A 19781-nucleotide genomic window follows, 5' to 3' on the forward strand; every position below is an offset into this window, starting at 1 on the left:
TGCTTCTATCAGATATCCAGCAACAGACGAGCCGGATCTTCCAGCAGGTTCTTGATGGTCACCAGGAAGGTCACAGCTTCTTTGCCATCGATCAGGCGGTGATCGTAGGACAGTGCCAGGTACATCATCGGACGGATAACGACCTGACCGTTGATGGCCATAGGACGCTGGATGATGTTGTGCATGCCCAGGATGGCGGCTTGTGGCGGGTTGACGATCGGGGTCGACATCATCGAACCGAAAGTACCGCCGTTGGTGATGGTGAACGTACCACCGGTCATTTCGTCCATCGACAGTTTGCCGTCGCGGGCTTTCTTGCCGAAGGTGGCGATGCCGCCTTCGATTTCAGCCAGGCTCATCAGTTCGGCGTTACGCAGAACCGGTACAACCAGGCCGCGATCGCTGGAAACTGCAACGCCGACGTCAGCGTAGCCGTGGTAAACGATGTCACCGCCGTCGATCGAGGCGTTGACAGCCGGGAAGCGCTTCAGTGCTTCGGTAGCCGCTTTCACGAAGAAGGACATGAAGCCCAGGCGCACACCGTTGTGGGACTTCTCGAACAGGTCCTTGTACTTCGAACGCAGCGCCATGACTTCGGTCATGTCGACTTCGTTGAAAGTGGTCAGCATCGCCATGTTCGACTGGGCTTCAACCAGACGCTTGGCCACGGTGGCACGAACGCGGGTCATCGGCACGCGCTTCTCGATGCGGTCGCCAGCAGCGAACACAGGAGCAGCGGCAGCCGGAGCAGCCGCCTTGGCAGGTGCGGCAGCAGGAGCGGCTTTCTTGGCTTCGACAGCGGCAACCACGTCTTCCTTGGTGACACGGCCATCTTTGCCGGTGCCTTTGACGGAAGCCAGGTTGATGCCGTTCTCTTCGGCCAGCTTGCGAGCGGCTGGAGCGGCGATAGCGTCTTCGTCAGCGCCGGCAGCCGGAGCTGCGGCAGCAGCGGCCGGAGCAGCAGCGGCAGCCGGAGCGGCAGCAGCGCCGCCTTCAACGATGGAGCCCAGGACTTCGTCGGACAGAACGGTGTCGCCTTCGTTCTTGACGATAGCGCCCAGCACGCCGTCAGCAGTAGCCAGCACTTCCAGCACGACTTTGTCGGTTTCGATGTCGACGATCAGTTCGTCGCGCTTGACCGCATCGCCCGGTTGTTTGTGCCAGGTGGCAACGGTGCCATCGGCAACCGATTCCGGGAAAGTGGGGGCTTTGATCTCGATAGCCATTGTCTGTGGTTCCTTAAATTCGGTTTCAGGTGCGCGAAGGCGTTAAACAGTAAAGGCGTCTTGCAGCAGTTTTTCCTGCTGTTCGGCGTGCATCGATGCGTAACCGCATGCTGGTGCAGCAGAAGCCTCACGGCCCGCGTACTCGAGTACGAGAGACTTGTTGAGGTTGCTGATGCTGCGACGCATGTGGTGTTGGCTGCAGTACCACGCACCCTGGTTCATCGGCTCTTCCTGACACCAGACGGCATGTTTGGCGTTGGTATAAGGAGCCAGGACTTCTTTCAAGTCGTCCTCAGGGAATGGGTACAGCTGCTCGATACGCACGATGGCGATGTCGTCACGACCTTCGGCACGGCGTTTTTCCAGCAGGTCGTAGTAGACCTTGCCGCTACACAGAACAACGCGCTCGACCTTTTTCGGGTCTTGGGCATCGATTTCCGGGATGACGGTCTGGAACGAACCTTCGGCCAGATCTTCCAGCGTCGAGATGGCCAACTTGTGGCGCAACAGCGACTTCGGAGTCAGGACTACCAGTGGTTTGCGCAGCGGGCGAATCACCTGACGGCGCAGCAAGTGGTAGATCTGAGCCGGCGTCGTCGGCATGCACACCTGAATGTTGTGCTCGGCGCACAGCTGCAGGTAACGCTCCAGACGAGCCGAGGAGTGCTCCGGACCCTGACCTTCATAACCGTGCGGCAGCAGCATGGTCAGACCGCACAGACGGCCCCACTTGTGCTCGCCACTGGTGATGAACTGGTCGATTACGACCTGGGCGCCGTTGGCGAAGTCGCCGAACTGGGCTTCCCAGATAACCAGGGCATTCGGCGTGGTGGTCGAGTAACCGTACTCGAACGCCAATACCGCTTCTTCGGACAGGAACGAGTCGTACAGGTCAAAACGCGGCTGACCGTCGTACAGGTTCTGCAGCGGGATGTAGGTGCCCGCGTCTTTCTGGTTGTGCAGGACAGCGTGACGGTGCGAGAACGTACCGCGGCCGATGTCCTGGCCAGTCATGCGAATCGGGTGACCTTCGAACGCCAGGGTCGCGTACGCCATGGTTTCGGCGTAACCCCAGTTGATCGGCAGGCCACCGGCTTGCATCTTCTGGCGGTCTTCGTAGATCTTGGCAACCTGGCGCTGAACCACGAAGCCTTCCGGGATTTCCAGCAGCTTGGCGGACAGTTCCTGCAAGGTCTTCAGATCGAAGCGAGTGTCGTGACGCGCGGTCCAGGTGTGACCCAGGTACGGACGCCAGTCCACGAACAGTTCCTTGTTCGGCTCTTTGACCAGGCTCTTCACAACGTGCAGACCGTTGTCCAGCGCGTTGCGGTATTCGTCGACTTTCGCCTGAACACGCTCTGCATCCAGCACACCGGCCTGAGTCAGGCGATCGGCATACAGCTCACGGGTGGTGCGCTGCTTGGTGATCTGCTGATACATCAGAGGCTGGGTGCCGCTTGGCTCGTCGGCCTCGTTGTGGCCGCGACGACGGTAGCAGACCAGGTCGATCACCACGTCACGCTTGAACTGCATGCGGTAGTCGATGGCCAGCTGGGTCACGAACAATACGGCTTCCGGATCATCACCATTCACATGGAGGATCGGCGCCTGGATCATTTTCGCAACGTCGGTCGCGTACTCGGTGGAACGCGAGTCCAGCGGGTTGCTGATGGTGAAACCGACCTGGTTGTTGATCACGATGTGCACGGTACCGCCGGTCTTGAAACCGCGGGTCTGCGACATCTGGAAGGTTTCCATGACCACGCCCTGACCTGCGAAAGCAGCGTCACCGTGGATGGAGATCGGCAGAACCTTCTCGCCGGTCGGGTCGTTGCGACGATCCTGACGGGCGCGAACCGAACCTTCGACCACCGGGGAAACGATTTCCAGGTGGGACGGGTTGAACGCCATCGCCAGGTGAACTTCACCGCCGGTGGTCATCACGTTGGACGAGAAGCCCTGGTGGTATTTCACGTCACCGGAACCGAGCTCGACCTTCTTCTTGCCTTCGAACTCGTCGAACAGCTCGCGCGGGTTCTTGCCGAAGGTATTGACCAGCACGTTCAGACGGCCACGGTGGGCCATGCCGATGACGATTTCCTTGGTGCCGTAGGAACCGGAACGCTGGATCAGCTCGTCGAGCATCGGAATCAGGCTTTCGCCGCCTTCCAGACCGAAACGCTTGGTACCCGGGTATTTGGTGCCCAGGTATTTTTCCAGGCCCTCACCGGCGGTCACGCGCTCGAGCAGGTGGCTCTTGATGTCGGCGGAGTACGTCGGACGGCCGCGCACGCTTTCCAGACGCTGCTGGAACCACTGGCGCTGCTCGGAATCGGTGATATGCGTGAACTCGGCGCCGATGGTGCGGCAATATGTCTGCTGCAACGCTTCGTGAATTTCGCGTAGGCTCGCTTCCTCTTTGCCGATGAACAGGTCGCCGGCACGGAAGGTCGTATCAAGATCGGCATTGGTCAAGCCGTAATGATTGATCGACAGGTCTGTAGGTGCACGACGCTGCCACAGTCCCAGCGGGTCAAGCTGGGCTGCCTGGTGGCCACGCATACGGTAGGCCTGGATCAATCGCAGCACTTCAACTTGCTTCTTCTCGTGCTCACTGCTCACGCTGCCGGCGGAAACCGGTTGGGCGCGGCGCTGGTTCTTTGCCAGCAAGACGAAATGATCGCGAATTGTGGAGTGCGAAACATCGGTGGCAGAGTTGCCGTCAGCAGGCAACTTCTGGAAGTAGGTGCGCCACTCTTCTGGCACAGCGTTAGGGTCGTGCAGGTAGAGCTCATAAAGCTCTTCCACATAGGCAGCGTTACTACCGGATAGGTAGGCACTGTTCCACATGCGCTGCATCACGCTTTCTTGCATGCTTGGTCACCCTCGGTTAGGGGAACACCACCGGTGTCGACACCGAGCAAACTTGCAGAAGTCCGAATGCAGCGACCAAAACAAGCCACTAGGATCACACTGATAGTCCGGGTACCAGCCCGGATGCCCCTGCTTGTCTCATTTCTTCAAAATAAGAGCCGCAGCCTTTTAAGCTGCTGCTCAGGTTAAAACTACGGCGCCGGTTGAAGCCTGCGCCGCAGCATCTACGGGTACAGCGGGTACAGCAGCTGAATCACACGCCGCTCGAGAGCAACATGTTACGGATGTGACCGATGGCCTTAGTCGGGTTCAGGCCTTTCGGACATACGTTGACGCAGTTCATGATCCCGCGGCAGCGGAATACGCTGAACGGGTCATCCAGCGAAGCCAGACGCTCGGACGTCTTGGTATCACGGCTGTCTGCCAGGAAGCGGTACGCTTGCAGCAGGGCAGCCGGACCCAGGAACTTGTCCGGGTTCCACCAGAAGGACGGGCAGGAAGTCGAGCAGCAAGCGCACAGGATGCACTCGTACAGACCGTCCAGCTTTTCACGCTCTTCAGGGGACTGCAGACGCTCGATGGCCGGAGCCGGCGTGTCGTTCTGCAGGTATGGCTTAACCTTCTCGTATTGCTTGTAGAAGATGCTCATATCGACGACCAGGTCACGGATAACCGGCAAACCTGGCAGAGGACGAACGATCAACTTGTTACCTTTTACGACGGCAGACAGCGGCGTGATGCACGCCAGGCCGTTTTTGCCGTTGATGTTCATGCCGTCGGAACCGCAAACACCTTCACGGCAAGAGCGACGATAGGAGAAACCTTCGTCCTGCTCTTTGATCAGGGCCAGCACGTCCAGCACCATCAGGTCTTTACCACCGGTATCGACCTGGAATTCCTGCATGAACGGCGCAGCGTCCTGATCAGGGTTGTAACGATATACACTGACTTGCAACATGGCGGTCACCCTTAATAAGTCCGGACTTTAGGTTCGAAAGTCGGAACAGTCTTCGGCGAGAAGTTCACGGCACGCTTGGTGACGCGCTTGTCACCCGGGAAGTACAGGGTGTGGCACAGCCAGTTTTCGTCGTCACGATCTTCGAAGTCTTCACGGGCGTGAGCGCCGCGGGACTCTTTGCGAACTTCAGCAGCGATAGCGGTAGCTTCGGCCACTTCCAGCAGGTTTTGCAGTTCCAGCGCTTCGATACGGGCAGTGTTGAACGCCTGCGACTTGTCGTTGATCTTCACGTTGGCAATGCGCTTGCGCAGCTCAGCCAGCTGGGCAATACCTTTCTGCATGTATTCGCCGGTACGGAATACACCGAAGTAGTTCTGCATGCAGCTTTGCAGCTCGCGACGCAGGGTAGCCACGTCTTCGCCATCAGTACGGTTGTTCAGTGCGTTCAGACGCGACAGGGCAGCTTCGATGTCGGCTTCGGTAGCGTCGTCGTACTCGATACCGTCGGTCAGCGCCTTTTCCAGGTGCAGGCCGGCAGCACGGCCGAATACCACCAGGTCGAGCAGCGAATTGCCGCCCAGACGGTTGGCACCGTGAACCGATACGCAAGCCACTTCACCCACAGCGAACAGACCAGGAATGATCTGGTCGACGCCTTCGGCGTTCTGGGTGATCGCCTGGCCATGAATGTTGGTGGCAACGCCGCCCATCATGTAGTGGCAGGTCGGAACAACCGGAACCGGAGCAACCACCGGGTCAACGTGTGCGAAAGTCTTCGACAGTTCGCAGATGCCTGGCAGACGGCTGTGCAGCACTTCCTCGCCCAGGTGGTCGAGCTTGAGCATCACGTGGTCGCCATTCGGACCGCAACCGTTGCCGGCGATGATCTCTTTAACCATCGAACGGGCAACAACGTCACGACCGGCAAGGTCTTTGGCGTTCGGAGCATAACGCTCCATGAAACGCTCGCCGTGCTTGTTGATCAGGTATCCACCTTCACCACGGCAGCCTTCTGTAACCAGTACACCGGCGCCGGCGATACCGGTCGGGTGGAACTGCCACATTTCAATGTCTTGTACCGGTACACCGGCACGCAGCGCCATGCCAACGCCGTCACCGGTGTTGATCAGGGCGTTGGTGGTCGACGCGTAGATACGGCCTGCACCGCCGGTCGCCAGCACGGTGGCTTTGGCGCGGATGTAGGTGGTTTCACCGGTTTCGATGCAGATCGCGATCACACCGACGAACTCGCCTTCGCCGTTCTTCACCAGATCGACAGCGTAGTACTCGTTCAGGAACGTGGTACCGGCTTTCAGGTTGCCCTGATAGAGGGTGTGCAGCAGTGCGTGACCGGTACGGTCGGAGGCAGCGCAAGTACGCGCAGCCTGGCCGCCCTTGCCGTAGTCCTTGGACTGGCCACCGAACGGACGCTGATAGATACGGCCTTGTTCGGTACGCGAGAACGGCAGACCCATGTGGTCCAGTTCGAAAACGGCGGCCGGGCCTTCCTGACACATGTATTCGATAGCGTCCTGGTCACCGATGTAGTCGGAACCCTTGACGGTATCGTACATGTGCCAGCGCCAGTCATCGTTCGGATCCGCAGACGCGATCGCGCAGGTGATGCCGCCCTGGGCGGATACAGTGTGCGAACGGGTCGGGAACACTTTGGTGATCACGGCAGTCTTGTGACCACCTTGTGCCAGTTGCAGCGCTGCGCGCATGCCGGCACCGCCACCACCAATAATGATGGCGTCGAAAGAAATCGTTGGAATGTTAGCCATGAATCAGATACCCCAGAGAATCTGCACACCCCAGACGAAGTAAGCGAACATCGCAACGCCGCATACTGCCTGGAAAAGGAAACGTACTGCAGTCGCGGACTTGCCCAGCGCCATTGGCGTCAGGTAGTCGGTCGCGATGGTCCACATGCCGACCCAGGCGTGAGCGCCCAGGGCAACGAGGGCCAGCAGACTGAAGATACGCATCCCGTTGTGGGCGAACAGGCCGTGCCATTGGTCGTAGCCAATGCCCGGGTTCGCTGCGAGGTATCCGATCAGGAAGATGAAATAAGCCGCGAGAACGACCGCAGACACACGTTGCGCCATCCAGTCATAAAGACCGGAACGCGAAAGGTTCGTAACGCTGGTTACCATATCCAAACTCCTGCCAGAACGATCAACACCACGGAAACGGCGATGATAATTTTCGAGCCCAGGCGGCCGCCTTCCAGCGTCTCACCGATGCCCATATCCATGATCAAGTGGCGCACACCGGCTACCAGGTGATACAGAAGAGCGGACAGGAGGCCCCATGCTACGAACTTGGCCAGCGGGCTGGTCAAGCATGCCTTCACCTCGGCAAAACCTTCCTCGGAACCCAGGGATTTGCCCAATGCATAAAGCATGAAGCCAAGGCCCAGGAAGAGGATGATGCCGGAAACACGGTGAAGAAACGACGTAACGCCGGTGATGGGGAGTTTGATGGTCCTTAGGTCTAGGTTTACAGGTCGTTGGCTTTTCACGGCTTTTTTTTCACACTGAAGAGCCCCTAACAATCAGGGCAAAGTTGTTGGGGAGTGCACTGGTCAGGTAACCACCACCCAGGGATGCGACCCCCAATAAAGCAGGCCCAAAAGCCCCTGGCGGTCGGTGGCCGAGTATAGACAGTTAGGCTACTAATGACAACGCAAAGACCTAACCCAAACAGCTGATTGCGCAACTGACATAAAAGGCGTAAATGGCAGCCAATTTCGAGAAAAAAGTCCGGTTAAAGCCTTCTGGAGCAAGACTTTAGGCAAATTGACATTCGAATTTATCTCACTATAGTGGTGCGGGCCCTGCGTGGGGGGTCTGTCTGATGATTTCAAGCATAAATAGGAGGCCACATGGCTGACAAAAAAGCGCAGTTGATCATCGAGGGCGCAGCCCCCGTCGAGCTGCCCATTTTAACCGGCACCGTTGGTCCCGATGTTATCGATGTTCGGGGCCTGACGGCCACGGGCCGTTTCACTTTTGACCCAGGTTTCATGTCGACCGCCTCGTGCGAATCGAAGATCACCTATATCGACGGCGACAACGGCATCCTGCTGCACCGCGGCTACCCGATCGAACAGCTGGCTGAAAAGTCGGACTACCTGGAAACCTGCTATCTGCTGCTCAACGGCGAACTGCCGACCGCAGAACAGAAGGCCCAGTTCGTCAGCACCGTGAAAAACCACACCATGGTTCACGAGCAGTTGAAGACCTTCTTCAACGGTTTCCGTCGCGACGCCCACCCGATGGCCGTCATGTGTGGCGTAGTCGGCGCCCTCTCGGCCTTCTACCACGACTCCCTGGACATCAATAACCCGCAGCATCGCGAAATCTCCGCGATCCGCCTGGTTGCCAAGATGCCGACCCTGGCAGCGATGGTTTACAAGTACTCCATGGGCCAACCCATGATGTACCCGCGCAACGACCTGTCGTACGCGGAAAACTTCCTGCACATGATGTTCAACACCCCGTGCGAGATCAAACCGATCAGCCCGGTACTCGCCAAGGCCATGGACCGGATCTTCATCCTCCATGCCGACCACGAGCAGAACGCCTCGACGTCCACCGTGCGCCTGGCGGGTTCCTCGGGCGCCAACCCGTTCGCCTGTATCGCTGCCGGCATCGCCGCACTGTGGGGCCCTGCCCACGGCGGTGCAAACGAAGCCGTACTGACCATGCTCGATGAAATCGGCGATGTTTCGAACATCGACAAGTTCATCGCCAAGGCCAAGGACAAGAACGATCCGTTCAAACTGATGGGCTTCGGTCACCGCGTTTACAAAAACCGCGACCCGCGCGCCACCGTCATGAAGCAGACCTGCGACGAAGTATTGAAGGAACTGGGCATCCAGAACGATCCGCAACTCGAACTGGCCATGCGCCTGGAAGAGATCGCCCTGACCGACCCGTACTTCATCGAGCGCTCGCTGTACCCGAACGTCGACTTCTACTCGGGGATCATCCTCAAGGCGATCGGCATTCCAACCAGCATGTTCACCGTGATCTTCGCCCTGGCGCGGACCGTCGGCTGGATCTCCCACTGGAAAGAAATGCTCTCCAGCCCGTACAAGATCGGCCGTCCGCGCCAGCTGTACACCGGCTACGAGTCGCGTGACATCACCAAGCTGGAAGACCGCAAGTAAGATCTGTCTTGCTGTAGCGCGTTGAGTTGTACCGGGAACGGCCTCTGCTTTTTATATAAAGAGCAGGAGGCCGTTTTTGTTTGTGCGGCTTTTTGATGGTGTACATATCCGTTTCTGCGGTTACGGCCGCTATTGGTTCCGCCCTTACGGCGGGTCACTTGGAAAAGCGCCAAGTAACCAAACGCTTTTGCCCCTTACATTCGGTGCCTCGCTGTGGCTCGGCATGCCCTCGCTCCGGTCCTGCTCCGTGGGCCCGCCGCCATCGGCCATCCATGGCCGGGGGCGGCTAACCCGGCATCCATGCCGGGTTGCCCACTGCGCAGTACCTGCGCTCGGCCTCACGAGGGGGCGTGTACCGCAACAACGCCCGAGGCGGCCTACCGGCCGGCCTGTTTGCTGGCTTGGATCCGCGAGATTTCGGCCGGCTGAAAGGCCGCCATCGCGAGCAAGCTCGCTCCCACAGAAGAGCAAAGGCAGGTCGGCGTACATCTTAGCTCTTCACCACTCATCAGGCCGAGCGTTAGCTCGCCTGCAGCTCTTGATCTTGATCCACCCGCCCCCTCGGAAGGCTGAGCGCAGGTGTTCATCCGGGGATGGGCGCGCAGCGCCGTTCGACGCAGTCGAACTCATTGCATGTAGGTCGAAGCGAAGCCGACCGGAGGGCAATGCCCCCGGATGAATACCGGAGCGAAGGTACCCCGAGCCTCAGCGAGGGGCCGTACGTTCGGGGCGAGCGTTTTTTGCTTCCTTTTTTAGGCGCTTGTAAAAAAGGGAGTCGCCGTAAGGGCGAAACCATAAGCCGCCGTTACCGCAGCAATGGATATGTACACGGTCAACAAGAGACAGGTCGGCTGACAGACCGCCTTCGCGAGCAAGCCCGCTCCCACAGTAAATCGGTACATCCGCAAAATTCAGGTCGATTAACGCACAATAAAAAAGTGCCCCGATCTCTCGACCGGAGCACTTCATAAAACATCGCCAGCTATATCAAAGCATCAAGACTTAGTGCGATACCGCCCCGCTCGCCCCAAGGCCAGTCTGCGAACGAACAAACTGCGGGAAGAACAGCGCCCGCTCATTGTCAGCCGCAGTCGACTTGTCAGTGACCGAGAAGAACCAGATCCCGACAAAGGCAATCATCATCGAGAACAACGCCGGGTACTCATACGGGAAGATAGCCTTCTCGTGATGCAGGATCTGCACCCAGATGGTCGGACCAAGGACCATCAGGCCTACTGCACTGATCAGGCCCATCCAGCCGCCGATCATCGCGCCGCGAGTGGTCAGCTTTTTCCAGTACATGGAAAGCAGCAGTACCGGGAAGTTGCAGCTCGCCGCGATGGAGAACGCCAGGCCCACCATGAACGCGATGTTCTGGCTTTCGAACAGAATGCCCAGAACGATGGCCAGCACAGCCAAGGCAACGGTGGTGATCTTCGAAATGCGAATCTCATCCTTTTCGTTGGCCTTGCCCTTCTTGATCACACTGGCATACAGATCGTGGGACACCGCCGAAGCACCCGCCAGGGTCAGGCCAGCGACTACCGCCAGAATGGTCGCGAACGCCACGGCCGAGATGAAGCCCAGGAAGATACTGCCACCAACCGCATTGGCCAGGTGCACCGCCGCCATGTTGTTACCGCCGAGCAACGCGCCGGCCGCGTCTTTGAAGGCCGGATTGGTGCTGACCAGCAGGATCGCGCCGAAACCGATGATGAAGGTCAGGATGTAGAAGTAGCCAATGAAGCCGGTTGCGTACAGCACACTCTTGCGAGCTTCCTTTGCATCACTCACGGTGAAGAAGCGCATCAGGATGTGCGGCAGACCCGCGGTACCGAACATCAATGCCAGCCCGAGGGAGAACGCCGATACCGGATCTTTCACCAGACCGCCCGGGCTCATGATCGCTTCACCTTTAGGGTGAACCTTGATCGCCTCGGAAAACAGCATATTGAAGTCGAAGTTGACGTGCTTCATCACCATCAGCGCCATGAAGGAAGCGCCGGACAGCAGCAGAACAGCCTTGATGATTTGCACCCAGGTGGTCGCCAGCATGCCGCCGAACAACACATAAAGGCACATCAGCACGCCCACCAGAATCACCGCGACGTGGTAATCGAGGCCGAACAACAGCTGGATCAGCTTGCCGGCACCCACCATCTGGGCGATCAGGTAGAACGCCACCACCACCAGCGAACCGCAGGCGGACAGCGAACGGATCTGGGTTTGCCCCAGGCGGTAGGACGCCACGTCGGCAAAGGTGTACTTGCCCAGGTTACGCAGGCGCTCGGCAATCAGGAACAGAATGATCGGCCAGCCCACCAGGAAACCGATCGAATAGATCAGCCCGTCGTAGCCTGAAGCGAACACCAGCGCGGAAATACCCAGGAAAGACGCCGCCGACATGTAGTCGCCAGCAATCGCCAGGCCGTTCTGGAACCCGGTGATCTTGCCGCCAGCGGCGTAGTAGTCGGCAGCCGACTTGTTACGCTTGGAGGCCCAGTAGGTGATGCACAGGGTGGCACCGACGAAGGCGACAAACATCACGATCGCGGACACGTTAAGCGGTTGCTTCTGTACGGCACCGGTCAGGGCTTCAGCTGCCCAGGCACCAGGCGCGAAGGCTGCGATGCTCAAAAGAGCCATTAGACGGCGGATCATTGCTGAGCCTCCTTGAGAATCGCATTGTTCAGGTCGTCAAACTCGCCATTGGCGCGTCGTACGTAGATACCGGTCAGGACGAACGCCGAAACAATCAGCCCGACGCCAATCGGTATGCCCCAGGTAATCGAGGACTCAGGGTTGATTTTCGCCCCAAGCACCTGCGGCCCATAGGCAATCAGAAGAATGAATCCGGAGTAAAGCCCTAGCATGATCGCCGAAAGAATCCAGGCGAATCGTTCCCTCTTGCTAACCAGCTCCTTGAAGCGCGGGCTGTTTTGAATCGAGAGGTAAATGCTGTCGTTCATTGTTTTTATCCTCGCAGCACAGATTGAGTTGGAACGGTATCCACTCTATGCGGCTGCGGGGCAGGTTCCAGACGACCTTAGTCTTAGAACGACATGACGTTTTCGCCAATTATCAGCACACCACAAATCAATGTGGGAGCGGGCTTGCTCGCGAAGAGGCCGTATCAGTCACTATCAAAGTTGACTGTCAGACCGCTTTCGCGAGCAAGCCCGCTCCCACAATTTAAAGCGACGCGACTGTTATTTGGTCCAGTCAGCCACGCGCTCAGGGTGCTTGGCGATCCAGTCCTTCGCCGCGGCTTCAGGTTTGGCACCATCCTGAATAGCCAGCATCACCTGGCCGATTTCATCCTTGGATTCCCACTGGAAGTTCTTCAGGAACTTGGCCACTTCCGGTGCCTTGGCCTCAAGCCCTTTGCTGCCGATGCTGTTCACGGTTTCTGCCGCGCCATACACGCCTTTCGGATCTTCGAGGAAGCGCAGTTTCCACTTGGCGAACATCCAGTGCGGTACCCAGCCGGTGACGGCGATGGATTCGTTTTTCTTCTCGGCACGGGTCAGCTCGGCAATCATGCCGGCACCGGAACTGGCCTTGAGTTGATAACCGGTCAGGTCGTAGTCCTTGATTGCCTGGTCGGTCTTGAGCATCACGCCTGAACCGGCGTCGATGCCGACGATGCGATTCTTGAAGGTGTCGTCGGTTTTCAGGTCCTCGATCGACTTGGCTTTGACGTACTCCGGCACGATCAATCCGATTTTTGCGTCCTTGAAGTTCGGGCCGTAATCGACGACCTGATCCTTGTTCTTCGTCCAGTATTCGCCGTGGGTCACCGGCAGCCAGGCCGACAGCATGGCGTCGAGTTTGCCGGTCGCCACGCCCTGCCACATGATCCCGGTGGCAACGGCTTGCAACTTCACGTCATAACCGAGTTTCTGCCTGATCACTTCAGCGGCCACGTTGGTCGTGGCAACGCTGTCCGACCAGCCGTCAACGTAACCGATCGTCACTTCCTTTCCGGCGGCACTGGCCACGGTAGAGCTGATCGCCAGCACCAAAGCGGCACCTGCGCCCAAGAGTCGTCGCATCTTCATCGTTACTTCCCCGAAAGTGCTGCGCTCGACGGATGCCGAGTCGCTTAAACGTATAGTTATGGTGCACAGCGCCCCCATCACGCCTCACAGCAAACTCGTCCCGACATCAGCGGAGTACTGACGCCTTCGATGATCAACCTGACGCTCATCGCGACCTGCTCTGCCAGCGACCTCAAGGCATCGAGAAACGACATCAGAAAGCCATTAATCCTGACCACGGAAAACGCGCCTGCCAAACCGCCCGAACTTTGCATGTCAAAATCATGCAGGCCACCAAGCACGCGGTAAATGCAGGTAACATGCGCCGCTTTGCTCCCACACGGCCTGACCATGTCCGCGACATACCGCTTCCCTCTTGCTGCTTATCTATTCGCTTGCCTGCTCGGGCTGTTCGCCCTTGGCGGCTTCTGGTACGGCCTCGGCAAACCGGTGATCCTGCCGGACGCGACCAGCGCCACGCACAAGCTGCAATGCGCGTCCTATACGCCGTTCGACAAGGATCAATCGCCGTTCGACCAACCCTTCAAGCTGCGCCCCGAGCGCATGGACGCCGACCTCGCGTTGCTGGCGACCCGTTTCGAGTGCATCCGCACCTATTCCATGACCGGCCTTGAAGCCCTGCCGGACCTTGCGCGCAAACACGGCTTGAAGCTGATGATCGGCGCCTGGGTCAACAGCAACCCGGTGGACACGGAAAAAGAAGTCGACCTGCTGATCGCTTCGGCCAACGCCAACCCGGATGTGGTGAGCGCAGTGATCGTCGGCAACGAAACCCTGCTGCGCAAGGAAGTCACCGGTGCGCAATTGGCCAAGCTGATCAACAAGGTCAAGAGCCAGGTCAAACAGCCCGTCACCTATGCCGACGTGTGGGAGTTCTGGCTCAAGCACCCTGAAATTGCCCCTGCCGTGGACTTCCTGACCATCCATTTGCTGCCTTACTGGGAGGACGACCCATCGAACATCGACGCCGCCCTGCAGCATGTGGCCGAAGTGCGTCAGGTGTTCGGCAACAAATTCGCACCCAAGGACGTATTGATCGGCGAAACCGGCTGGCCGAGCGAAGGCCGCCAGCGCGAAACCGCCCTGCCGAGCAGGGTCAATGAAGCCAAATTCATTCGTGGTTTTGTCGCCATGGCCGAGCAGCAAGGCTGGCATTACAACCTGATCGAAGCCTTCGACCAGCCATGGAAGCGCGCCAGTGAAGGCGCGGTCGGCGGCTACTGGGGACTGTTCGATGCCGATCGCCAGGACAAGGGCGTGCTGGCCGGGCCAGTGACAAACGTCCCGTACTGGTCGCAATGGCTGGTGGTGGGCGGCCTGATCTTTATCGGTACCCTGCTGCTTGGCGGCCGGACTCGCACGACGCGAGCGGCGCTGGTGCTGCCACTGCTCGGCGCAGTGGCCGCTTGCTCGATTGGTGCCTGGGGCGACCTGGCACGCGTCACCACTCGCTTCACCAGTGAATGGCTGTGGGTCGGGTTGCTGACCGTGCTGAATCTGCTGGTGCTGGCCCATGCAGCACTGACACTGAGTCCACGTGACGGGTGGCGCGGGCAGGCTTTCGATTTACTGGAGCGCCGTGCTGGCTGGCTGGTTGCAACGGCAGGTTTCGCGGCGGCCGTGATGATGCTGGAACTGGTATTCGACCCGCGCTATCGCAGCTTCCCGAGCGTGGCGTTCATCGTGCCGGCGCTGGTCTACCTGTGCCGCCCGGTGAGCGTGCCGCGCCGGGAAATCGCCCTGCTGACCTTCATCATTGGCGCCGGCATTGCACCGCAACTGTTTCGTGAAGGTTTGCTGAACCAGCAGGCCTGGGGCTGGGCGCTGGTGAGTGTGATGATGGTGGCGGCGTTGTGGCGCTGCTTGCGGGTTCGCACAGCTTGATGTTGCATTGACCCGACCGGCCTCATCGCGAGCAAGCTCGCTCCCACAATTGATCTTTGTCGCACACGGATTTTGTGTTCACTGAAGATCCACTGTGGGAGCGAGCTTGCTCGCGATAGCGAACTATCAGGCGCTGCGGGAAGCCCTGACCAACCGCAACCCCGCAATCACCACCGCAAACACCGCCAGCGTCGTGTTGTACAACGCCAATGCCGGAAACCCGAACACCAGCGCCAGCACCGCCAGCCACCACCCTGCCCGCCCCGGAACAACGAAGCCGACGATCGCAGCCGCCAACGCAACCCATCCCAGGACTGCGAAGTGAATCATCAGACCCAGGTTCGAACGCACCTGGCATTCCCAACGGCTCGCCTCATCCACGCAAATGCCGACCCACTGTGCATCCTCCATGAAGCCATAACGTGCGCCATAACTGGCGGCCAGCCATACAGGCAACAAAACAAGCAGCAGGATCACGGGCAGGTGGCGGGACATGAAACACTCCAATTGGCGAAAAACGGCGGCCAGCTTAATCGCCCTTAAGCGTTTCGCAAGCGATAACAACTGTTAACTGGGCATTCAATCGCTGCAAAGTGTATCGTCCAGCTACTATAACTTCGAAATCAGGCCTGTTTGGTGCCGAGGGTTGGCACTTTGGCGCATATCCGGTGGTCATAGCCTGCGAAATTCATTTGACACCTTCTTCTAAGGGATTTAGTCATGCTCCGTTCCTTGCGCTTCGCCGCCCTGTTTGGCGGCCTTATTTTGAGTGCGTCCGCACTGGCGGTCGACATTGACGCCGCCAGTTATGGCTACCCCCTGACCAACCCGTTCGAGGCGACCATCGCGACCACGCCGCCGGACCTGCGTCCGGAGCTCCCCCTGGACGATGACATCGATCAGACAGTGCGCAGCGTCACCTTGCGTCCGGAACGGGCCTTCGAATTGCCGGACAATTTCTGGGCGGTCAAGAAACTCGACTACCGCATTGCCACGCAGGATCACGCCGCGCCGCTGATTTTCCTGATCGCCGGCACCGGTGCGCGCTATGACAGTACCCTGAACGAATACCTGAAGAAGCTCTATTACAAAGCCGGCTACCACGTGGTGCAGTTGTCATCGCCCACCAGCTATGACTTCATGAGCGCCGCCTCGCGCTTCGCCACGCCGGGCGTATCCAAGGAGGATGCCGAAGATCTGTACCGGGTGATGCAGGCCGTGCGGGCACAGAACCCGAACGTACCGGTCACCGACTACTACCTGACCGGGTACAGCCTGGGGGCACTGGATGCCGCCTTCGTCGCACACTTGGACGAAACCCGCCGCAGCTTCAACTTCAAGAAAGTCCTGCTGCTCAACCCGCCGGTCAACCTCTACACCTCGATCACCAACCTCGACAAGCTGGTCCAGACCGAGGTCAAGGGCATCAACAACAGCACCACGTTCTATGAACTGGTTCTGAACAAACTGACCCGCTACTTCCAGCAGAAGGGCTACATCGACCTCAACGATGCCCTGCTCTACGACTTCCAGCAGTCCAAACAGCACCTGACCAACGAACAGATGGCCATGCTAATCGGCACCTCGTTCCGCTTTTCGGCGGCGGACATCGCCTTCACTTCGGACCTGGTCAACCGTCGCGGCCTGATCACCCCGCCCAAGTTCCCGATCACCGAAGGCACCAGCCTCACGCCATTCCTCAAGCGTGCGTTGCAATGCGACTTCGACTGCTACATCACCGAACAAGTCATCCCTATGTGGCGCGCCCGCACCGATGGCGGCAGCCTGCTGCAACTGATTGATCAGGTCAGCCTGTATGCGCTGAAGGACTATCTGCACGAAAGCCCGAAAATCGCCGTCATGCACAACGCCGACGACGTGATCCTCGGTCCAGGCGACCTGGGCTTCCTGCGCAAGACCTTCGGTGATCGCCTGACCGTTTACCCGTACGGGGGCCACTGCGGCAACATTAACTACCGCGTCAACAGCGACGCCATGCTGGAGTTCTTCCGTGGCTAAATTTCTCCTGCTTTTCGCAGCGTTACTCTGTGCAGGCGTCGCCCATGCAGACAACAGCAAAGCCAACGCCCCCGTAGTCGTCGACAGTGACGGCTTCAAGGAACCATTGAGCAAACTCAAATTCAACCCGGGCCTGGATCAGCGCGAGTTCGAGCGTTCGACGCTCGGTGCACTGGCCGTCTACGATCCACTGGAAGAGTGGAACCGTCGCGTCTATCACTTCAACTACCGCTTTGACCAATGGGTGTTCCTGCCGGTGGTCAATGGTTACCGCTACGTCACCCCGAGCTTCCTGCGCACCGGCGTCAGCAACTTCTTCAACAACCTCGGCGACGTGCCGAACCTGTTGAACAGCCTGCTGCAACTCAAGGGCCAGCGCTCACTGGAAACCACCGGGCGACTGCTGCTCAACACCACCATCGGCATCGCCGGCCTGTGGGACCCGGCCACCGCCATGGGCCTGCCGCGCCAGAGCGAGGACTTCGGCCAGACGCTGGGCTTCTACGGCGTGCCGGGCGGCGCTTACTTCGTGCTGCCGGTCCTCGGTCCGTCGAACCTGCGTGATACAGGCGGCCTGCTGGTGGATTACACGGCCGAGAATGCGATCAATTTCCTCAACGTGGCCGAGGTCAGCTCCAACCATCCGGAAGTCTTGATCCTGCGCGGCATCGACAAGCGCAACCAGACCAGCTTCCGTTATGGCCAGATGAACTCGCCGTTCGAGTACGAGAAAGTGCGTTACGTGTACACCGAAGCGCGCAAGTTGCAGATTGCCGAGTAAACCCGGTAGCCGAAAAACACTGTGGGAGCGGGCTTGCTCCGGGCGGCGTTCCGACGAAAGCGGGGTGTCAGACAACCTTTTTGGTGACTGACACGCCCTCTTCGCGAGCAAGCCCGCTCCCACATTTGTTTAGCGTTGCCTTCAGCCTTTCAGGGCTTTCCAGATTTTGCTGACGGCCATCACGCCAACCAACACCACCGCACCCGCCACAATCCCCGCCACGCCATTGAGCAACACCGGCACGATAAATCCGCCGCCTCCCGCCGCCGCACCGACACTTTCGATCCAGTGATGCACCACCGGCACACCGTGCGTGAGAATCCCGCCGCCCACCAGGAACATCGCCGCGGTACCGATCACCGACAGGCTCTTCATCATGTACGGTGCCGCACGCAGAATCGCGCCGCCGATGCTTTTCGCCATCTGCCCGGGTTTTTGGGTCAACCACAGGCCAAGGTCGTCGAGCTTGACGATACCCGCCACCAATCCGTACACGCCGACCGTCATGACAATGGCAATGCCCGAAAGCACGATGATCTGCTGGGTCAACGGAGCACCGGCCACGGTGCCGAGGGTGATGGCGATGATCTCCGCCGAAAGAATGAAGTCGGTGCGGATCGCGCCTTTGATCTTGTCCTTCTCGAACGCCACCAGGTCAATGGCAGGATCGGCCACCGCCTCGACCAGTTGCGCATGCTCGGCGGCGTCTTCAGCCTTGCTGTGCAGGAACTTGTGGGCGAGCTTTTCAAAGCCTTCGAAGCACAGATAAGCGCCGCCGACCATCAACAACGGCGTGACCAGCCACGGAATGAACGCACTGATCGCCAATGCCGACGGCACCAGGATCAATTTATTGATGAACGAACCCTTGGCGACCGCCCAGACCACCGGGATTTCCCGCTCGGCCCGCACACCACTGACTTGCTGGGCATTGAGTGCCAGGTCGTCACCGAGTACGCCGGCCGTTTTCTTGGCGGCCATTTGGGTCATTACCGACACGTCGTCCAGCACGGCCGCGATATCGTCGATCAGCAACAGCAAACTGCTTCCTGCCATGAATCGGGTTTCCTTCTGCAATGAATGCGCAGCAGCATAGCGCGACATAAGAGCCTACGGTGCATTCTTGAGCGCCGCGCGAGGCCGGTGATACCATGCGCAACCGCCAGAACAGGCAAGGAATCACCGGGTTTATGAGCACTATCCGCGAGCGCAACAAACAATTGATCCTGCGTGCCGCCAGTGAGGAGTTCGCCGACAAAGGCTTCGCTGCGACCAAAACCAGCGACATCGCAGCCAAGGCGGGATTGCCCAAGCCCAACGTCTACTACTACTTCAAATCCAAGGAAAACCTCTACCGCGAGGTCCTGGAAAGCATCATCGAACCGATCCTGCAGGCTTCGACACCGTTCAATCCGGACGGCGAACCCGGTGAAGTGCTCAGCGGCTACATTCGCTCGAAAATCCGCATCTCCCGCGACCTGCCTTTCGCCTCCAAGGTGTTCGCCAGCGAAATCATGCACGGCGCGCCCCACCTGAGCAGCGACCTGGTCGAACAACTCAATGGCCAGGCCAAACACAACATCGAGTGCATCCAGACCTGGATCGACCGCGGACAAATCGCCCCCATCGACCCCAACCACCTGATGTTCAGCATCTGGGCCGCTACCCAGACCTACGCCGACTTCGACTGGCAGATCACCGCCATCACCGGCAAGGCCAAGCTGGATGAAGAAGATTACGAAGCCGCGGCGCAGACGATTATCCGGTTGGTGCTCAAGGGGTGTGAGCCGGAGCGGTAGAC

Annotated in this window: 16 protein-coding genes; 5 read left to right on the forward strand and 11 right to left on the reverse strand. The window is 59.0% G+C overall.

From position 1 onward, the window contains the following. Window positions 1-8 precede the first annotated feature (8 nt). The 6 genes from odhB to sdhC form a co-directional block, all read right to left on the reverse strand. Window positions 9-1226, reverse strand: coding sequence for a 2-oxoglutarate dehydrogenase complex dihydrolipoyllysine-residue succinyltransferase (gene odhB, locus KSS91_RS20585; RefSeq protein WP_217835958.1), 1218 nt, complete (start codon window positions 1224-1226; stop codon window positions 9-11). A 42-nt stretch (window positions 1227-1268) separates the two neighbouring features. Then, a complete protein-coding gene (locus tag KSS91_RS20590; protein WP_015096188.1) occupies window positions 1269-4100 on the reverse strand; it encodes a 2-oxoglutarate dehydrogenase E1 component in 2832 nt (943 codons plus the stop codon). Between the two features lie 253 nt (window positions 4101-4353). Next, window positions 4354-5058: a succinate dehydrogenase iron-sulfur subunit gene (locus KSS91_RS20595; protein WP_003223007.1), complete on the reverse strand. Its 705-nt coding sequence runs from the start codon at window positions 5056-5058 to the stop codon at window positions 4354-4356. An 11-nt stretch (window positions 5059-5069) separates the two neighbouring features. Beyond that, on the reverse strand, window positions 5070-6842 hold the full coding sequence (gene sdhA, locus KSS91_RS20600; RefSeq protein ID WP_015096189.1) for a succinate dehydrogenase flavoprotein subunit: 1773 nt from the start codon (window positions 6840-6842) through the stop codon (window positions 5070-5072). A 3-nt stretch (window positions 6843-6845) separates the two neighbouring features. After that, entirely contained in the window at window positions 6846-7214 is a 369-nt protein-coding gene (sdhD, locus tag KSS91_RS20605; protein ID WP_007977503.1) for a succinate dehydrogenase, hydrophobic membrane anchor protein, read from the reverse strand. Then, on the reverse strand, window positions 7208-7582 hold the full coding sequence (sdhC, locus tag KSS91_RS20610) for a succinate dehydrogenase, cytochrome b556 subunit (RefSeq protein ID WP_015096190.1): 375 nt from the start codon (window positions 7580-7582) through the stop codon (window positions 7208-7210). Before sdhC ends, sdhD begins: the two co-directional genes overlap by 7 nt. 363 nt (window positions 7583-7945) lie before the next feature. Here sdhC and gltA point away from each other — a divergent pair, with 363 nt between their 5' ends. After that, the gene (gene gltA, locus KSS91_RS20615) at window positions 7946-9235 is read left to right on the forward strand and encodes a citrate synthase (RefSeq protein WP_007977501.1); all 1290 of its coding nucleotides are present in this window, start codon (window positions 7946-7948) and stop codon (window positions 9233-9235) included. Between the two features lie 1002 nt (window positions 9236-10237). Here the strand turns inward: gltA and KSS91_RS20620 are convergent. From KSS91_RS20620 to KSS91_RS20630, 3 genes are all read right to left on the reverse strand, one after another. Beyond that, window positions 10238-11896: a cation acetate symporter gene (locus KSS91_RS20620; protein WP_015096192.1), complete on the reverse strand. Its 1659-nt coding sequence runs from the start codon at window positions 11894-11896 to the stop codon at window positions 10238-10240. Further along, window positions 11893-12204 carry a DUF485 domain-containing protein gene (locus KSS91_RS20625; RefSeq protein ID WP_007971395.1) on the reverse strand — a complete coding sequence of 104 codons (312 nt, stop codon included), beginning with the start codon at window positions 12202-12204 and terminating at the stop codon, window positions 11893-11895. The genes KSS91_RS20620 and KSS91_RS20625 overlap by 4 nt, the downstream gene beginning before the upstream one ends. Before the next feature lie 240 nt (window positions 12205-12444). Next, the gene (locus tag KSS91_RS20630; protein ID WP_015096193.1) at window positions 12445-13296 is read right to left on the reverse strand and encodes a glycine betaine ABC transporter substrate-binding protein; all 852 of its coding nucleotides are present in this window, start codon (window positions 13294-13296) and stop codon (window positions 12445-12447) included. Window positions 13297-13584: 288 nt separating this feature from the next. Between KSS91_RS20630 and KSS91_RS20635 the strand changes: the two genes are divergently transcribed. Continuing rightward, the gene (locus KSS91_RS20635) at window positions 13585-15180 is read left to right on the forward strand and encodes a glycoside hydrolase family 17 protein (protein WP_217835959.1); all 1596 of its coding nucleotides are present in this window, start codon (window positions 13585-13587) and stop codon (window positions 15178-15180) included. A gap of 126 nt (window positions 15181-15306) precedes the next feature. Here KSS91_RS20635 and KSS91_RS20640 read toward each other — a convergent pair whose 3' ends face one another. Continuing rightward, window positions 15307-15675 (reverse strand): hypothetical protein, encoded by a 369-nt coding sequence (locus KSS91_RS20640; protein ID WP_015096195.1) that lies wholly within the window; start codon window positions 15673-15675, stop codon window positions 15307-15309. A 225-nt stretch (window positions 15676-15900) separates the two neighbouring features. On the opposite strand from KSS91_RS20640, the gene KSS91_RS20645 reads away from it, so the two are divergent. Both KSS91_RS20645 and KSS91_RS20650 read left to right on the forward strand, forming a co-directional pair. Then, window positions 15901-17199, forward strand: a complete 1299-nt coding sequence (locus KSS91_RS20645) for a serine/threonine protein kinase (RefSeq protein WP_217835960.1) — start codon at window positions 15901-15903, stop codon at window positions 17197-17199. Beyond that, entirely contained in the window at window positions 17192-17980 is a 789-nt protein-coding gene (locus tag KSS91_RS20650; RefSeq protein ID WP_095963885.1) for an MlaA family lipoprotein, read from the forward strand. The genes KSS91_RS20645 and KSS91_RS20650 overlap by 8 nt, the downstream gene beginning before the upstream one ends. Before the next feature lie 141 nt (window positions 17981-18121). Here KSS91_RS20650 and KSS91_RS20655 read toward each other — a convergent pair whose 3' ends face one another. After that, window positions 18122-19036 carry a DUF808 domain-containing protein gene (locus KSS91_RS20655; RefSeq protein WP_217835961.1) on the reverse strand — a complete coding sequence of 305 codons (915 nt, stop codon included), beginning with the start codon at window positions 19034-19036 and terminating at the stop codon, window positions 18122-18124. 134 nt (window positions 19037-19170) lie between these two features. Between KSS91_RS20655 and KSS91_RS20660 the strand changes: the two genes are divergently transcribed. Further along, window positions 19171-19779 (forward strand): TetR/AcrR family transcriptional regulator, encoded by a 609-nt coding sequence (locus KSS91_RS20660; RefSeq protein WP_217835962.1) that lies wholly within the window; start codon window positions 19171-19173, stop codon window positions 19777-19779. Window positions 19780-19781: the final 2 nt, after the last annotated feature.

Origin of the sequence: Pseudomonas azerbaijanorientalis (assembly GCF_019139795.1) — a bacterium.
Lineage (GTDB): Bacteria > Pseudomonadota > Gammaproteobacteria > Pseudomonadales > Pseudomonadaceae > Aquipseudomonas > Aquipseudomonas laurylsulfatiphila.

Coding starts and splice junctions, on each gene's coding strand:
- odhB (WP_217835958.1), bottom strand. CDS start 1,226: ATGGCTATCGAGATCAAAGCCCCCACTTTCCCGGAATCGGTTGCCGAT.
- KSS91_RS20590 (WP_015096188.1), bottom strand. CDS start 4,100: ATGCAAGAAAGCGTGATGCAGCGCATGTGGAACAGTGCCTACCTATCC.
- KSS91_RS20595 (WP_003223007.1), bottom strand. CDS start 5,058: ATGTTGCAAGTCAGTGTATATCGTTACAACCCTGATCAGGACGCTGCG.
- sdhA (WP_015096189.1), bottom strand. CDS start 6,842: ATGGCTAACATTCCAACGATTTCTTTCGACGCCATCATTATTGGTGGT.
- sdhD (WP_007977503.1), bottom strand. CDS start 7,214: ATGGTAACCAGCGTTACGAACCTTTCGCGTTCCGGTCTTTATGACTGG.
- gltA (WP_007977501.1), top strand. CDS start 7,946: ATGGCTGACAAAAAAGCGCAGTTGATCATCGAGGGCGCAGCCCCCGTC.
- KSS91_RS20620 (WP_015096192.1), bottom strand. CDS start 11,896: ATGATCCGCCGTCTAATGGCTCTTTTGAGCATCGCAGCCTTCGCGCCT.
- KSS91_RS20625 (WP_007971395.1), bottom strand. CDS start 12,204: ATGAACGACAGCATTTACCTCTCGATTCAAAACAGCCCGCGCTTCAAG.
- KSS91_RS20630 (WP_015096193.1), bottom strand. CDS start 13,296: ATGAAGATGCGACGACTCTTGGGCGCAGGTGCCGCTTTGGTGCTGGCG.
- KSS91_RS20635 (WP_217835959.1), top strand. CDS start 13,585: ATGCAGGTAACATGCGCCGCTTTGCTCCCACACGGCCTGACCATGTCC.
- KSS91_RS20640 (WP_015096195.1), bottom strand. CDS start 15,675: ATGTCCCGCCACCTGCCCGTGATCCTGCTGCTTGTTTTGTTGCCTGTA.
- KSS91_RS20645 (WP_217835960.1), top strand. CDS start 15,901: ATGCTCCGTTCCTTGCGCTTCGCCGCCCTGTTTGGCGGCCTTATTTTG.
- KSS91_RS20655 (WP_217835961.1), bottom strand. CDS start 19,036: ATGGCAGGAAGCAGTTTGCTGTTGCTGATCGACGATATCGCGGCCGTG.
- KSS91_RS20660 (WP_217835962.1), top strand. CDS start 19,171: ATGAGCACTATCCGCGAGCGCAACAAACAATTGATCCTGCGTGCCGCC.